The following is an 18,029-nucleotide window of genomic DNA, read 5'->3' as shown; positions in this document are numbered from 1 at the left end:
TGAGCTGACCAATACTAATAAATCGATAGGTTTAAAAGTAATGTGTATTTTATACATTTCAATGAGTTTTAAAATTTACTATTCAGTTTTCAGAGAACACGCTCCACACGGAGTATTTTTTTTTTATCTTTTTTTAAGTAATAAGATAATTATTAAATATTGAAAAATTAATCATTCATATCTCTAAGTTGGAAGATTTTTATTAAAAAAACTAGCCCACTAAATATGTCTAGATTAAGAAAACGAATAAAACAACAGGCAAATTTAATTTACATTAAAGATTAAAATGTCCTATTTATCAGGTCGATGACGCAAGATATAATAGTTAACTTACGAAGTAACATTTTTAATTTTTTTTAATTTAAAAGACACTAATTTATTGCTAATTATTGATAAAGAAATCAAAAAATCAATAATTAATAATAAATTAGTCCATTTTATTTAAAAAAACAAATCTATTTATGCCTGCCTAGTTGTAAAATTGTATAGTACAAAAATTAAAGGAGGTAAAATGAATAATAATAACACATTCGAAATTATTTTTGATAATAATGAAAAGTACGAATGAGATCCGAACTTAGAGTTCTTGAATACTGAGTTTATTAACCGCGTAGTTAATAACCGCGTAATTAAGACTTTATCGCTTCCACCAAAAATTAAATATTTAGAAATAGATATTAGAGCATTCAAGTGACAAAACAAACATCTTTTTGATCAATTAGATTATGCCTTATTGCCTAATTTAAAACATTTGAAATTAACTGGTACATACCGAAAAGAAATTGATTTTAAAAACAATTTGAACCTTGAAGAATTAGAAATTATTTCAGCAAAAGATTTAGAAAATGTTGATTTAAGTCTCAATTTTAATTTAAAAATGATGGTGTTAAACCAAAATAATATCAATGAACTTGATTTAGGAAGTAATTATGACCTTGTTTCACTAAATTTAAGCGAAATGCCACTAAAAAATATCGACTTAAGCACCTTAACACATTTAGAAGCACTATTTATTGATAATCTAAAAGAGTTAAATTTAATTAATTTAGATCAAAACAAAGATCTTAAATCATTATATTTAGCTAATGTTGACATTGAAGTTATTCAGCTTACAAACAATACCTTTTTAAAAGACTTAGCAATAATAAATAATAACAATATTAAAGAAATTATTATTGAAAACCAAAACAATATTAAAGAAATTATTTTGCAGACCAATAAGGCTTTAAATAAGCTAATAATTAAACAAATAAATGAAGTTAAAGAAATTAATGTTTCTAATAATCCAATGCTTGAAAACATAGTTATTGCAAACGAAATAAAAGCTAAATTGACGAATCTATATTTATTGCAATCTAATTTAAAAACTATTGAATTATCAAATTTAGATATTTTTGATTTTAATGTCGAATCTAAAAACAATTTATTTTTTAATCTAAACAATATTAATGTTTTTAAATTATCACTGAGTGATATTACTAATGATAGACTTGATTTTTCTGTTTTTGCTAATCTCAAAGAATTGAGTCTTTCGTTTACCAAATTAGACTCGCTGGATTTAATGAATATCAATAATTTAAATAAATTGTCATTAGTGGACAACCAAAGCTTAAAAATGATAAAAAATTCATCGCAAAGCCTAAAATACATTGAACTAATGGATATGAATTTTGATTTATTTAAAAATAATGAAATTATGAGCAATATTGACCATTTAAAAGTTTCATTTGCCAATACATTTGATATTAGCAATTTGAATAAATTAGAAACTTTATCTATTGATATTGACAAAAAATGAGCTAGAACAGTTGAATTAATCGCCACCAAAAACCAGCAACGAAATTTATTTGTTCGTAGCTTAACCACAAGTTTTATTCGGCAAGGGAACTCGCAATGAATCCAAACACCTAAAACATTGTGATACAGAAATAACACTGATGATAGTGATACACTCCGTGAAGTTAAATGAACCATAGTTGATTAGTTTAGACAAAATAGACCCTCGTAGGTCTATTTTTTGTATCAAAAAATTCATGATTGCTCATGAATTTTCATATTATTAGATTTCTACAAAATCATCGTCTTCGTTATCGTTGTCATCGTAGCTTGTTTCTAACTCGTGAACGAAAAGATCTTCAAGCATATTATTGATATCGCCATCAATCATTTCGTCGTTTAGAGACATCATATTATCATTTTGGTCTCCGTTTTCGAATGAAGCATCGTATTTTGAACTGAAATAACTTCTTGGATCACGGATATCATATTTTTCTTTTTGTTCAAAGTTTGAGTTGGTTCCGGCAGGAATTTTGTGACCTAAAATAATATTTTCTTTTAGCCCTTCTAGTTTATCAACTTGCGAAGCAATCGAAGCATTAACCAAGATTTTTGGTGTTTCTTGATATGAAGCGGCCGCTAAGAATGAATCAGATAATAATGGTGTTTGTTTAGCACCTTTGATTTTAACTTCACCAAATGGAGGTCTTTTTCCTTCGGCTAATAGACGAGCTGATTCTCTTTGGAATGTGAAGATGTCTACTAATGAACCAGAAAATAGTTTTGAATCTCCAGTATCAGTAATCATCACTTTTGAAAGCATTTGACGAATGATAATTTCGATATATTTATCGGCAATCGAAATACCTTGTAGACGGTATAGTTTTTGAACTTCTTTTAATAAGTAGTTTTGAACAGCACGTGTGTCTGCGTATTTTAATAAATCACCAAGAACGATTGGTCCTTCAACAATTTTTTGTCCTGGACTAACTCTATCGCCTTCTTTAACAACAATTCTTCGATCAGACTTAGTTTCGTATTTAACAATTTCTTTTTCGCCATTGTTATTGAAGATCTCAACTTCAATTAATTTTATTGATCTATTTGTTGATTCACTTGGTGTGGTGATTGAAATAATTTTTCCGTAAGCTGGTGAAATAATGGCAGGTCTACCTCATGGCGAATCGTAGGCATCGATAAGTTCCATTAGACGACCAAAACCACCAGTAATATCTTCAACCCCAGCAACCCCACCGGTGTGGAATGTACGCATGGTTAGCTGAGTACCAGGTTCACCAATTGATTGCGCAGCAACAACCCCGACAGCTTCACCGATATTTACAACACGGTTAAGAGCCAAGTCTTTACCATAACATTTTTTACATACACCATTACGTGTGTAACATGAAAGAACTGATCTAATTTCAACTTCTTCAATGCCTGCTTGGCTAATTTGTGCAGCAATTTCAGGAGTTACTAATTTATTAGCTTCAATTAGAATGTTACCGTTTGCATCAACAACAGGTTTGTTGGTGAAACGTCCTTCAATTCTTTCGGCTAATGATTCGATAATTGTGTTGGTTTTGGTGTCTTTAATGTCACGAACAACAAATCCGTAGTCAGTACCACAATCAACTTCACGCACAACAATACCTTGGGCCACGTCAACTAAACGACGGGTTAAGTAACCTGATTTAGCGGTGTTAAGAGCAGTATCGGTAAGACCTTTACGTGCCCCGTGGGTAGATGAATAAAACTCGTAGGCTGTTAAACCTTCAAGGAATGATGATTTAACAGGAATTTCAACTGTTGAACGAACAACACGTTCGTTTTCGGCATCTGCTTTAAGGATTTTAACGTTGTTGTTCATTAATCCACGCATACCCGCAAGTTGAACGAAGTTAGACGAGTTACCACGTGCTCCAGAAGTAAACATCATGAATAGTGGGTTATGTGGGTCTGACTTAGTAACTTTTTTCAGATCGTCTTCAATTGAGTTTTTAATTTCGGCTCATTTTTTGATTGATAAACTATATCTTTCGTCGTCGGTTAGCATACCTTCTTCGAAGAATGATTTTAGTTTTTCAATATATTCTTCACCTTCTTTAATTTTGTTTTTGGTTTCAGGCAAGGTTATAACATCGCTAACAGCGATAGTTGTTCCCGAAATTGTTGAGAAGTGGAAACCTAAAGCTTTAATTTTATCTAACACATTAGCCACAACATTGGTGTATTTAAATCAAACACGTTCTAATAATTTAGTGTAATCATCAACGGTTCAAATTGCATCTTCGTTGTTTTGTGTCATAGTTACTTGGTATTGAATTTGGTTAAATTCGCTAGTAATTAATTTAGATAGTATTTCGATATGTGCTGAATTGATAGGTTCGCCACTAAATGTTTGTAATTGTGCACATTTTTCGAACACTTTATCAATTTCATCTTTATTAATATCGTTAATTATTGCTGCTAAATCTTCCATGTTAACAACACCAACATATTGGTCATAAACACGACGAACAATTTTAGCAATATCTTTTTTAGATAAAGGTAAATTGATTGGAGTTTTAGCGATATGTTCAGGGAAGTTAGTTCCACTAGGTAAAATATAGTGATTTAGGTGTTCAATATTAGCTGAAGTATGAACAATTTCTTTGCCATCTGGTGTAATGTATTTACCAAAAATAAATTCAAATGTGTTAGGGAAAGCACGGTTAAACATAAATTTACCGACTGTCGAAACAATATATCTTCTAACAGCGTCACCAGTAATTCATTTTTTGTCAGCTTGTTCAATTGGTAGCACAACTCTTGTGTGGACTGTAACAGCTTTATTTTCGTAGGCAGTGATCATATCTTCGTAAGTACTGAAGAATTTACCTTCACCTTTGGCACCACTTTTTTCCATGGTTAAGTAGTACATACCTAAAATCATATCTTGACCAGGGTTGATGATTGGTTCACCATCTTTAGGCCCTAAAATATTTTTAGAAGCTAGCATTAATTCACGTGCTTCACGAGTAGCTTCGGGACTAATTGGAACATGGACAGCCATTTGGTCACCATCAAAGTCGGCGTTAAATGGGGTACATGAAAGTGGGTGCAATTTAATTGCTTTACCTCTAATTAATACAGGTTCATAAGCTTGAATACTTAAACGGTGCAATGTAGGCGCACGGTTCAATAGCACTGGGCGTCCTTCGATTGCTTTTTCTACGTAAGGTCAAATAATAGGGTCAAGGTTTTCAACTGCTTTTTTACCCGCTTTAATTGAGTTTATGTTATTTTTATCTGATTTAATTAATTCGCGAATAATTCATGGCTCAAATAGTTTTGCGGCCATTTCACGTGGAATACCAACTTGGTGCATTTTTAATTCAGGACCAACAACGATAACTGAACGACCTGAATAGTCAACACGTTTACCAAGTAAGTTTTGACGGAAACGTCCTTTTTTACCTGTTAGAGCATCAGAAATTGATTTGAAAGGTCTTCCGTCTTTTGAAGCAACAGGATTTGGTTTTTTACGGGCGTTATCAATTAAAGAGTCTACAGCCTCTTGAATCATCCGGTATTCGTTTTGTTTAATCAACATTGGCGCATCAGTTTCATCTCATTTTTTTAGACGATTGTTTCTGATAATGATACGACGGTATAGTTCGTTAATGTCACTAGTTGAGTGACGACCACCGTCTAATTGAACTAGTGGACGTAAATCTGCTGGAATGACAGGTAGATTGTAAATTAACATTGATTTAGGATCTTGTCCTGATTTAATAAAGGCGTTAATAACTGATAAACGTTTATATAGTTTTGCTCTTTCTTGAATTTTTGTATTTGCTGATGGATTTTTTGCAATTTGTTTATTAATTTCAGTAATTTGTTCTTCTAGTTTTTTAGCCTCTTCTTGAGGTGATACATGTTCTAAAAGATATTCGATCGCTTTAGAACCTGTTGAAATTAAAGCATCTGAGTATTCATGAATAATATCGTTATATTCATAAAAGTCAATTCCGTAGTCTTGACCCATTTTTGAAGTAGCTTGTTCTTTAAGTTCGCTAATAGCTTCATCAATAACTTCATAGGCCTCTTGTTCGTATTCATCGCCTTCAGGATTAAATTTTTGTTTTAATTCAGTTAAGGCTTCATAATAAATAATTGCGGCGTCAGAAATATCAATAATAGTATTTTTTTTCAGTGATTTTAAACCACCATCTTCTAAAATGATGTGACTTTTGTAATAAATTAATTTTTCTAATTCAGATTTTGTCACGCTGTGTGAACTATTAGCTACTTTTAGCCCTAATAGTTTTGAAATAATAGAGTGATCGATTTTAAAGAATCAAAAGTGAACTACTGGGTTTTTTAAACTAATGTGCCCCATTCTACTTCTACGTGTAATTTTAGGTAAAATTTTAGGATTATATTTTTGACACATTGTGGTTTTAACACATTCGATATTTTCATCACTTTTTTTGTATTTTGTATTACAAATAGGACATTTGTAATCGGTAGTTGGTCCAAAAATAATTTCGTCAAATAAACCATCACGTTCAGGTTTATAACTTTTATAGTTAATTGTTTCTGGTTTAGTTACTTCACCATTTGATCAATTTTTAACATCTTTATCAGTTGCTAAAGATAGAGTAATTTTGTCAATTAGTAATTTAGCTTCGTTTTGATTTGTTCTACTCATTTAGACCTCCTATTATGTCAAAGTGTTGAATAGAGTCTTCCTCATCAACTTCAACGTGATCAATATTAAGTTTCATTCCCAATCCTCTAAGTTCGTATTGTAGAACATTAAATGATTCAGGAACACCAGGTTTTGGTAATTCACGTCCTGATGCTAGAGCGGCATAAAGTTGATTACGACCGTTAATGTCATCAGATTTATATGTCAAGATTTCTTGCAAGATGTTTGTTGCACCATAAGATTCGATAGCTCAAGTTTCCATTTCACCAAATCTTTGTCCACCATTTTGTGATTTACCACCTAATGGTTGTTGAGTAATTAATGAGTATGGACCTACTGAACGAGCATGCATTTTGTCATCCACCATGTGGTTTAGTTTTAGCATGTACATAACCCCAACTGAAACTGGGTTATCGAATTTTTCACCAGTAATTGGGTCAATTAGTGTTTGTTTTCCGGTTACAGGTAGTCCTGCTTCTTCGATAACATCATAGATAGCTTCTTTTTTAATACCATCAAAAACTCTTGTAACAAATTTAGTTTTAAGACTTCTTGCGGCCATTCCTAAGTGAATTTCAAGAACTTGTCCAATATTCATACGTGATGGAACCCCTTGTGGGTTTAGCATTACATCAACAGGTGTACCATCTTCTAAGTGTGGCATATCTTCTTCTGGTAAGACGATTGAAACAACCCCTTTGTTACCGTGACGACCACTCATTTTATCGCCGACTTTAATTTTACGTTTAACAGCGATTGAAACTTTAACGATTTTATCAATACCATCTTCAAGTTGGTCTTTATTAGCTCTTGATAAAATTTCTACACCGATTACAGTACCACCGTGACCGTTTTTAACTTTCAATGATGTGTCTTTAACTGGTTGTTGTCTTTGTTGTAGAACAGCTAACATTAATTTTTCTTCTTGTGATGGGTTTTCGTCACCTTTAGGGCTTACTCTACCTACTAAAACATCACCAGGAGTAACATCACTACCAATTCTTACAATACCGAACTCATCCAAATGTCTTGTTGAAAATTTAGATACATTAGGAATATCAGGAGTTAATTCATCATCTCCGGCTTTTGATGTTCTAAATTGAATTGTTTGTTCTTCAATATGAATTGAAGTAAAAATGTCATCTTTAACTAATCTTTCGTTAAGAATAATAGCATCCTCATAGTTATAACCTTTGTAAGTACTGAAGGCTACAACAACGTTTTTACCTAAAGCAAGTTCACCGTTACTAAATGATGAACCATCAACAAGCAAGTCACCTTTTTTAACTTCTTGTCCTTCAACAACAAGTGGTTTTTGGTGAATAACTGTATCTTGGTTAGAACGTTGGAAGTTCTTTAGATTATAAGTATCAATTGTATTTTTGTGGTTTCTAATTTTAATTTTTTTACCGTCAACAAATTCAACAATACCGTCATTACGTGCAACAAAGTTTGCTGATGAATATTTGGCAATTTCTGCTTCAATACCAGTTGCAACAAAAGGAGCCTCAGCTTCTAACAATGGCACTGCTTGACGTTGCATGTTAGCACCCATAAGTGCACGGTTGGCATCATCGTTTTCCAAGAATGGAATACATCCGGCCGCAACTGAAACCATTTGGTTTGGAGCCACTTCGATAAAATCGATATCTTCAGCAGTTCCGATTTGGTAAGTGTAGTTGTGACGAATTGTTAGTTGCGAGTTAACAATTCTGTTGTTTTCATCAACATTTACTGTTGATTGAGCAATTTTATAACCCATTTCGTCTGCTGCGGTTAAATAAACAGGTTCGCTGTAATCAACCACACCTTTTTCAACACGATAATATGGAGTTTCTAGAAAACCATATTTATTAACTTTTGCGTAAGTTGCGAAGTTAAGAATTAGACCGATGTTAGGTCCTTCAGGAGTTTCAATTGGACAAATTCTTCCGTAGTGTGTGGCATGAACATCCCGAACTTCAAACTGTGCTGTATCACGGTTAAGACCACCAGGCCCAAGCGATGTAATACGTCTTTCGTTCGAAATTTCAGCTAAAGGATTGATTTGGTCCATAAATTGTGAAAGTTTAGAAGAGTTGAAGAAGGTTTTCATTTGATTAGAAATCAATTTATTGTTAGTTACGTTTTTAGGACTAACTTTATCTGGTTCTTTAGCTCCCATTCTTTCACGGGTTGTTTTTTCAAGTTTGGCCAAACCGACTTTTAGATTGTTTTGAACTAATTCACCTAAAGAAACAATACGTTTGTTTGTCAATGCATCCGGATCATCATCTTGACCAATTCCATCTAGTAGGTTGAAGTAGTAATTGATGGTAGCAATTAAGTCAGAAACAACAAGATGTGTTTCGTTAGCTTTTGGATCACCACCAATAACTCTGACAGGTTCTTTGCCTTTTTCCATTCATTTTTTGTTTGGATAAATTTTTATTGAGATGATTTTATCTCTTCTTTTTAGCGAAGAATTGTTAGGGTCGTTTAATAATTTTGCATAAACAATTTCAGGTTTAATTGATTTCAATTTCTCTGCTGGCAGTTTACCGTTATTAAAGTTTCACTGAATTAAAACAGCTAGTTTATGTGTAATAACAGTACCTATTTCAAGATCTAATACATTTCCGTCTTTATCTTGAATTGTTAAAGGTTGAGCTAGAATTGTTCCTGAAATACGGTCAACAAGATTAAGTTTAATATTAATCATGTAACGACCAGTTTCGCTCAAGTTATAGTGTTTTTTATGGAATAGTAAGTTTGGAATCAAGTTTGAGATCGAATCATCAGAAACACGGTCACCTTTACGGATTGTTCTAAATAATTCCTCTTGACAGTTTTTTATGATTTCCTCACGTGATAAATCATCTGTCATTTTTTTCTCTCTTTTCATTGATTCATCTAAAACATCTGATTTACCAAATAAACTGTAAATATCACTTTTGGTTAAACCTAAAGCACCTAAAAATGTAATGATATTCACGTTTTTGTTTTTATCGATTTTGATTTTTACGCTATCAGGGTTTTTTGATGTAACTTTATGTGAAATTTCCACTCATGAACCAACTCTAGGTAAAATTTCCACTTTGTTGAATAAGTCATCTGATTGTTTGTTACGAACTCCACGTCCAAAATATGCACCAGGTGAACGAATCAATTGGCTAACGATAACTTTTTCACTTCCGTTAATTATGAAACTTCCACCAGAAGTCATCAATGGTATTTCGCCAAGGAAAACTGTATCTTCTTTAACTAAACCATCAGTTGTGGTTGTAACTTTAAATTTACCAAATAACTTAGCCGAGTAGTTGGTACCTTTAACTTTTGCTTTAGTAACTTCATCATATTCCTTAGTTGGAATTTCTAGATAAGCACTGTTATTGATGTATTCTAAAGTCACACCTTTATTCGATGATGAAATTGGGTAGTGTTCTCTAATCGCTTGTTCAATACCGTCTTTTTTAAATCATTCGAATGATTCTTTTGACGTTCTTAGAAAATCTTGTACCTCATAAATGTGTTTAGTTACTGAGTAATCTCTACGCTTGGTACCAGCACCAAATTCAGTAATTTTGTATGGGTATTTATTTTCATATTTTTTGAATTGTTCTTCAACCATGAATTCTCCTTTTTAATTATCTTGCTATAAAAATTAATTCGCACGAGAGCGAATAGCAAATATAATAATATTCTATCACATTTAAAATTAATATAAATATAAAAACAAAAATTATTTTTAACAAAAATTTTTTTACTTATGATACTCAAAATAAGCCATTTTGAGCAAATAAGTGCGTTTAATTTTTTAAAAAATATAAGCACTTCACAAAAATTATGATGCTTAATTTTTACTTTGTTAAGTCATATTTATTTTGTATGTCTTGATATCAAAAGTCTTCGATATGCAACGTGGTAAATATGTTTAGTAATATAATATTAAAAGAGGTTTAAATTATGGATAATCAAATTGAAAATTTAGATAAGAAAAACATTATCGTTATTGAAAAATTGTTTAAAAAATTCAAAAAATTTGTAGCTTTAAAAGAAATATCATTCAGCGTAAAAAAAGGTGAATTGTTTGGTTTTCTTGGCTTAAATGGTGCTGGTAAAACCACAACACTCAACATTATTTTAGGTTTGCTTAAGCGTGATGGCGGAAATGTTTATATTAATTCACAAAGTATAGATAAAGATATCACAAAAGTTAGAAATGAAATTGGTATTGTCTTTCAAGAATCGATTCTTGACCCGAGTTTAACGGTTTGAGAAAATCTTAAAATTCGAGCAAGCTTGTATAAAAATTTCTTCAAAGATAGAAAAATTGATGATGTCGTGAGAGAAATTGTTGATGAATTTCAATTAAGCGATTTTGTCAAACGACCATACGGCAAATTAAGTGGTGGTCAACGTCGTCGTGTTGATATTGCTAGAGCTCTAGTTCATCGGCCATCTATATTGTTTTTAGATGAGCCAACAACTGGTCTTGACCCAAATTCACGAAAACTTGTGTGAGAAATATTGAAAAATATTCAAAAACAGCGACATTTAACAATTTTACTGACCACACATTACATGGAAGAGGCCGATGATTGTTCACGCGCTATTATTATTCAAAAAGGTAAAAAACTAGTTGAAGGTACTCCGGCGGAATTGAAAAAGTTATACTCATCTTCAACAGTTTTATTGCACTCAATTTCGGAAAGATTACGCAATAAAATTAAAGAAAGCAATCTAAACTTTAATTATAAAAATTCATCAATAATAATTAAATTTGATACCTTTAAACAAGGTCATGAGTTTGTTAAAAATAATATTGATGATATTGAAGATTATGAATTTATTAAAGGTTCGATGGATGAAGTATTTTTGAATGTAACCAAACAATTTGGAGGTGATAATGACTAAATTATTTGCATTGACAAACAGAAACTTCAAAGTGTTTGTAAAAGATGGAAAAAGAATATTTTTCACTTTGATGAGTCCAATGATTGTTCTTTTGTGTTTTATTCTTTTTGCTCGCAATATTTATCTTAACCAACTACCAGCGCAAACTCCAACAGAATTTAAAAATCATTACGCAGATATTTCCTTAACTATCGGGATGTTATCAGTGACAACATTTACAAACGCAATTTCACTTTCAAGCGTAATGGTCAATGATAATCAAAGAAAAATACTGGATGATTTCTATATTTCTCCAATAAAAAACTCAATCGTAAGATTCAGTTATTTGATTTACAATGTCATTTTAAATATTTTAATTACAACAATTATTTTTATTCTTTGCATCATCTGAATGGCTATTGATAAAACATTGATTTACGAATTTAATTCAATGAAATTTCACGCAATAAATACACAAAACACTTTTGTTATATTATCAATAATTATTATTGGAAGTATTTTGAACTCATCTTTATTTGTTTTCTTTTTAAGTTATTTATCAAATAACGCAGCATTTAGTGCTCTTTCAGCAGGATTGAGTTCAGTTGGTGGTTTTTTAATTGGAAGTTTTGTTCCACTACACACCTTCCCAAGGGCAATTGCGGAATTTTCAAGTATTATTCCATCAACACAAATAAGCAATCTTTTCCGTCATTTTGCTATTCAAGGTTTACCAAGCGAAATTACAAGTTCAAAAAATGCAGTGTTAGACTATAATATAATCTTTGGTCTTGAAAACACATGGTGAGGTTCATTGCTATATTCAGTGTCTTGGAGTGCGTTGTTATTGACACTTTCGGCTACTGTTAATATTTCTAAAAAAAGATAAATAATAATCACTTTTATTGCTTACATATCAATAAAAATAGGAGAAAAATGATAAAACTAGGTTCACATGTACAATTTAAAGCTCCAGGTTATTTGGCTGATTCAGCTAAAGACAGTATTGCATACGGTGCCAATACAATGATGATTTATGTCGGTCCTCCACAAAGCACAAGACGTGTTGCAAAAGAAAAATATAATCTAGAAAAATTCAATGAATTATACAGCGATGTTATCAAAAATGAAGATATTGTTGTACACGCACCATACATAATTAATATGTCATCAATTGAAAAAGGCAAGTTTGCTAGCGAGTTTTTAATTGAAGAAATTCAACGTGTGTCATATATCGGGGCAAAATATATTGTTTTACACCCTGGTGCTTATACCAAGTTTGATATCAATTTGAGTATTGAAACATTGATAGAAAATTTAAACTTTGTTTTGGAACAAACAAAACAAACAGATGTTGTTATTTGTCTAGAAACTATGTCTGGTAAAGGCACTGAAGTGTTCACTAATTTTGAACAAATGCAATACATTATTAACAAATGCAATAGCGAAAGAATTCAATTGTGTTTAGATACTTGCCACATCTGAGATGCTGGTTATGACATTAAAAACTACGAAGAATTTAAGCAACAATTAGAACACTACGATCTTAAAAAACACGTTAAGGTTATACACTTAAATGACTCAAAAAATGACTTAAATTCGCATAAAGATAGACACGAAAATATTGACAAAGGATTTATAGGACTTGAAACATTAGCAAAATTTGTTCACGATAAAGATTGAGATAATATACCTATCATTCTTGAGACTCCTTGAACAGAACAAGGTCCTATTTACAAAGAAGAAATTGCAATGTTGTTGAATAAAAAAAATTAATTATTTTTTGAAAAACATCAATAAAAATCAACAAATGTTCGAGTGCATTTGTTGATTTTTAATTAAATTTGCAATAAATTAAGCAGAATAATTATTAATATTAAAATTAATTTTAATAGTTATATGTATTTAATAATTAAGTATTTAAGTATAATTATATTTATGAATACAAATACAGAAATGTCTAGATTAACACGCTCTCCTTTTTTTAAAAAAATTGAAAAGAAAAGCAAGGAAGAAATAGTTCGCAGTGATAAATTAAGTTCCTTTCCGGAGTTTTTAAAATTTGTGATTTTTTTGTTTTTCACAACTTTCATTGTTTTAGTGCAATATAGCTCTAATATTTTTGGTAGTGAAAAAACTGTAACAATTTTTAGAAAAATATATCTATATTCAATAGGTTTATCGTTTGGTGACCTAACTATGTTTATTGTTGCAGGTGTTTTTGTATCGTTGATTTTAAACTGGTTAGAAGTTATTCTAAACAGGTATTATTTTTATTGATTAAAGCCCTATAGACGAGTTGATTATTGAATAGTTCGCCGCCGAGTAAAGATGTTTATTTGACTTAATTTACTTGTTTTTGTTCTTTGTTATCACTGATATTTAGTAACAAAACGCAATATTTCTAATTTGACTCATTACTCATTGAGTGATCTGAAAATTTTATTTACTGATGGCTGATATAAATCATTTACACACGCTAATAATGGTGCAATATTGAATTATCCCAACACCAATGGAAATATAGGTATTTTCATGGATTCAGTATTGAATGCCATACACGCAGTTGTGATTAGTCCGTGATTGATTTTTCTATTTATTTTAACAATTCATACAATTTCTTGAGTTTATTTATTGACCTTAAAACCAAAAGAATATTTTAAAAATTTAGCAGGCAACAAAACATTAGAACAAGTAGTCACTTACTTAAAAAAAATAAACACTGTCTATTATTTTACAAACGAAGTTAAACGTTATTTTGATTATGTTAATGATGCAGCTAAAGTTTTAGAAATCAATGTTGAATCATTATCGTTTAAAAAAATTATTAGATTAATTAACAAAAAAGCAAGTCGTGATACTTTATTTGACCATCCTTTAACTAGCAAGTATTTTATGTCATCACACAAACAAAAGGCAAAGAAAATAATTGAAGAAGAAGCATTTATTGCGTTAGTTGATAAGGAAAGATTGAAACAACAAGAATATTCTCAAAATCAAGTCAATGACTCAAATAATACTTTAGTTACTGCTAACCCAAACAACTCTGCCGGTGATTTATCTATTTCTAACGAAGTGAAAACTAATACGGTAGAAGATTTTCAAATAACTAGTCAAACTCAACCCCTTGATCTTGCTGCTAAAGACATTGAATTAGACCAAAATGAATTGACTAATAACTTTGATGAAATTATTGATACTCAAGACGAAAAAACTAAAATTGTTAAGCTACTTGATACTCAGTTATTAATGATTGATTATGATGACGACAAAGAAGATGAAAAAGACGATAATGGTTCAATTGCAATTGATGAAACTGTAGAATTAAGAAGCATCGAAACTCAAGAGTTATATAAAAATCAACCTGAAGATTTAAATGTGGATTTAAAAGGTCAATCGCCTTCGCAAAGTCTGGTTATGGAAATTCATAGCGAAAATGAAAATAACGACATCAATAAACTGGGTTTTGACTTAGATGATTTAGATGATGAACCAAAACAAGAAACAGAAAATGTTGAACTAAACACAACTAATGATATCGACAGTAACGCTGACTCAATTACGCCTGATAATTCAGAAACAATAAACGATAATACAAGCCTAGGATTTGATCAAATACTTACCGAGGAAGTTGATGCCGCTTCTGATCCTAATTTATTGAGTAATGATTCATTAAACATTGATGAAATTAAAGATGAATCTACACAAGATTTCACATTTGCAACAAAAACCATGAGTATATCGCAGGGAGATGAAGATACTAAATCTGTAAAAGATTTATCTGATTTTACAGACGAAGATGATGGTAGTTGGATAAGTCCTTTTGATAATGAATAGGAGAATTTAATGAAACTGTATTCTTGAGAAGAAACCCAAAAAATAATTTCAAATAAAGCAAATAGCGACAAAATATTCTTTGTCGCTTTTACTAAACAAGGCGACAAAGAATCAATCATTATGAATAGTACCTACGAATATATTGAACAAAAATTTATTGGCGAAAATAATATCAAGTTTATCAATGTTGACATTGACGAGGCGGGAATTTATAAAGATATTAACGACCAGTATAAAGTTTTTGACATACCGACATTTTTGATAATTAATAACAACCAAGTCAAAAAACGTGGTAGTAGATATTATCCACGGGAAATTATTGTTGATTTCATTGAGGAAAATATTTAATAATGAATAAATTTTTAGAAAAAAAACTTGAACTAGTTCCTAAACAACCTGGTGTTTATTTGTGAAAGGATGCTAATAATAAAGTGATTTATGTCGGTAAGGCTAAAAACTTAAACCGCAGAATGCATCAGTATTTTGAAGGCGCAATCAATTCGTATAAAACAACAACATTGGTTCAAAAAATCGTTGATTTTGAGATTTTTATTTCACGTAACGACAAAGAAGCTCTTTTACTTGAAAAACAACTAATCGATAAATACAATCCCGAATACAATATTTTATTATTAGATGACAAATGATATCCGTACATTAAAATTGAATTAAAACCTAAAAGCCTAGATATTTCAATTGTTCGTAAAATAACCAAAAAAGAGAGTGCTCACTTGTTTTATTTTGGGCCTTTTCCACAAGGTTATGGGGCCAGCGTGATTCTTAAATTGTTGGAACGTGAAGCGTTTTTCGAAAATGGTCTTAAAGTAAAAAATGAAGATTTTAATTATTGAAAAGAAAAATTTAATTTTCTCAAAAATATAGTTACTTTTAAACATAAATATATTAGTGAACTTGAACAAAAAATGCACGAATCGAGTGCTAAATTACAATTTGAAATCGCCCTAGATATTAAAAACTCTTTGCAGTATCTCAAAAAAATTAGCGAAGACCAGATTATTGAACTGAAAAATTTCAAAAACATTGATGTTTTTACATACTGCATTAAGGATGAAAGAATCTATATCACCTTATTATTTTATAGACACGGGAATTTAATCGGTAAAGACAATGTTATTATTGATATTTATGTAGATATCAACGAAACGCTTAATAATTTTTTCCAAGTTTATTATGCAAATAAACACATACCAGAAAATGTGATTGCCGATGATTCTTTAAAAGAATACGATTTCGTTACCGAAAATGAAATAAACTTTATTTTTCCCAAAATCGGTTTATATAAAAAAATTCTAGCAATTGCTAACTTAAATTTAGACGATTTTGTTAAAAACACTAGCACGCACATGCTTAGTTTGCAAAATAAAGCATTCAACAATTTGAAAGATTTAGCAAAATACACTGGTGGTTTGGTCGCTAATAACATTGTAGTTTTTGATAATTCTAATTTAGCCAATAATTTACCAGTCGGCGTTGCAATAGCTATTTGCGGCGGTCTAAAAAACAAACTGTATTATCGTTCTTTTAATCATTCCGAAAACAATCTAAGACAAGCAGATGTTGAATATATGCGTTTAAGTATTGAAAAATATTTCAACTCTGATAAGAATTTGTTACCTGATTTAATTATTGTGGACGGAGGTTTAGCGCAAGTTCGTGAAGCAAAAAATGTTTTAACTAAACTTGAGCGTAATATTAAAGTTATAGGCTTAGTAAAAAATGATCAACACCGCACAAGTCGCATTATTGATGTTGATGAAAAAGCATGTGTGATCAAACCCCAATCATTGAAAAACTTTTTAACAGGCATACAAGATGAAGTTGATCGATTTGCCAAATCTGTTTTCTGAAAAAGAAAAAAAATTTCATCATTAGAAGGAAAATTACAAAGAATTAAAGGTTTAGGCAGTGTTTATGAAGATAAATTGTTAAAATATTTTAAAACATATAATAATATTTACAACGCACCGTTGAGTGAATTAGAAAAAGTAATTCCCAAAAACATTGCCAAGAAAATTTTCAACAAAGAGTTTTTAAAAGGAGAATAAATGAACAATAATTTTATTTCAGACACAACTGCAATTTTTTCTTTCAACAATATAGTTAATATTATTTCGGCAATGTTTGTCATTTGGCCGATCATCTATCAGTCATTATTGATTCGCCAATTTGTCAAAAAATATGCTTATTTTAGAGAAAATAATTTAATCACAACCAAAATAAAGCAAGATAAACGTAAAAATATTATTGATTTTGCGATCGTTGGTTCAGTTGGTTCTATTACAGTCGGTATTATTTTTGCTATCGGAGAGATATTTTTCCGTAAAAACGATTTGTGAATTACGAGTCGTTATGGTGTGTTAATTTTATGGGTGATCTCACTTTTACTCACACTTATTGGTTTCACATTTTTATCTCTGTTTTACCGTAAATTAAAAGCAACATACACAGTAAATTGAAAAAAAGTCAGTGAGTATATTTATAATAAAGATTATTCATTTAAAGATAAAGATTTTGAAATTCGCTGATTAGATCCAGTAACTAAACGTTACGAAGAAGCTAATCAAAAAGATATTTCAATTGAGTGAAAAAGAGATTACGCTCGCTTCAATTCTTTCTCAAAAGGAACAAAATTAAAAGTCAATATTGTTAAATGATATATCAGCCGCATTGATAGATTTTTCTTTAAGGAAGTGTTGAGTGCTGAAGATAAATTGCTAATGCTTATAGCTGTAGTTTTAAATCAATTAACACTGGAGGGTGAGTTCAATAGTATTGAAAGCGCAATTGAGCAAATGCAAAAACATATTTAAAAAAGTTTATCGGT

Annotated in this window: 9 protein-coding genes and 1 pseudogene; 8 read left to right on the top strand and 2 right to left on the bottom strand. The window is 30.6% G+C overall.

Annotated features, from left to right (window positions below):
* Positions 1 to 511: 511 nt before the first annotated feature.
* The gene (locus NXS15_RS01580; protein ID WP_259290121.1) at positions 512 to 1,984 is read left to right on the top strand and encodes a hypothetical protein; all 1,473 of its coding nucleotides are present in this window, start codon (positions 512 to 514) and stop codon (positions 1,982 to 1,984) included.
* A gap of 588 nt (positions 1,985 to 2,572) precedes the next feature.
* On the opposite strand, the pseudogene NXS15_RS01575 reads toward NXS15_RS01580, so the two are convergent.
* Together NXS15_RS01575 and NXS15_RS01570 are read right to left on the bottom strand one after the other, a co-directional pair.
* A pseudogene (locus NXS15_RS01575) lies at positions 2,573 to 6,472 on the bottom strand (DNA-directed RNA polymerase subunit beta'); the annotation flags it as partial.
* Positions 6,465 to 10,082, bottom strand: a complete 3,618-nt coding sequence (locus NXS15_RS01570; RefSeq protein WP_259290119.1) for a DNA-directed RNA polymerase subunit beta — start codon at positions 10,080 to 10,082, stop codon at positions 6,465 to 6,467. The gene NXS15_RS01570 and the pseudogene NXS15_RS01575, both read right to left, overlap by 8 nt.
* A 335-nt stretch (positions 10,083 to 10,417) precedes the next feature.
* Between NXS15_RS01570 and NXS15_RS01565 the strand changes: the two genes are divergently transcribed.
* The 7 genes from NXS15_RS01565 to NXS15_RS01535 all read left to right on the top strand — a co-directional run bounded on the left by NXS15_RS01565 (position 10,418) and on the right by NXS15_RS01535 (position 18,015).
* On the top strand, positions 10,418 to 11,368 hold the full coding sequence (locus NXS15_RS01565) for an ABC transporter ATP-binding protein (protein WP_259290118.1): 951 nt from the start codon (positions 10,418 to 10,420) through the stop codon (positions 11,366 to 11,368).
* The gene (locus tag NXS15_RS01560; RefSeq protein ID WP_259290117.1) at positions 11,361 to 12,236 is read left to right on the top strand and encodes an ABC transporter permease; all 876 of its coding nucleotides are present in this window, start codon (positions 11,361 to 11,363) and stop codon (positions 12,234 to 12,236) included. The genes NXS15_RS01565 and NXS15_RS01560 overlap by 8 nt, the downstream gene beginning before the upstream one ends.
* Before the next feature lie 47 nt (positions 12,237 to 12,283).
* Positions 12,284 to 13,123 (top strand): deoxyribonuclease IV, encoded by an 840-nt coding sequence (locus NXS15_RS01555; RefSeq protein ID WP_259290116.1) that lies wholly within the window; start codon positions 12,284 to 12,286, stop codon positions 13,121 to 13,123.
* A gap of 162 nt (positions 13,124 to 13,285) precedes the next feature.
* Entirely contained in the window at positions 13,286 to 15,184 is a 1,899-nt protein-coding gene (locus tag NXS15_RS01550) for a hypothetical protein (protein ID WP_259290115.1), read from the top strand.
* Positions 15,185 to 15,193: 9 nt separating this feature from the next.
* Positions 15,194 to 15,532, top strand: a complete 339-nt coding sequence (locus tag NXS15_RS01545; RefSeq protein WP_259290114.1) for a thioredoxin family protein — start codon at positions 15,194 to 15,196, stop codon at positions 15,530 to 15,532.
* Between the two features lie 2 nt (positions 15,533 to 15,534).
* Positions 15,535 to 17,250 (top strand): GIY-YIG nuclease family protein, encoded by a 1,716-nt coding sequence (locus tag NXS15_RS01540; protein ID WP_259290113.1) that lies wholly within the window; start codon positions 15,535 to 15,537, stop codon positions 17,248 to 17,250.
* On the top strand, positions 17,251 to 18,015 hold the full coding sequence (locus NXS15_RS01535; RefSeq protein WP_259290112.1) for a hypothetical protein: 765 nt from the start codon (positions 17,251 to 17,253) through the stop codon (positions 18,013 to 18,015).
* The last annotated feature ends 14 nt before the right edge of the window (positions 18,016 to 18,029 follow it).

Source organism: Mycoplasma sp. CSL7475-4 (genome assembly GCF_024834065.1).
Classification (GTDB): Bacteria; Bacillota_I; Bacilli_A; order Mycoplasmatales; family Metamycoplasmataceae; genus Mycoplasmopsis.
The sequence above is the reverse complement of the archived record's forward strand: the minus strand, read 5'-3'. Positions and strand labels throughout refer to the sequence as shown.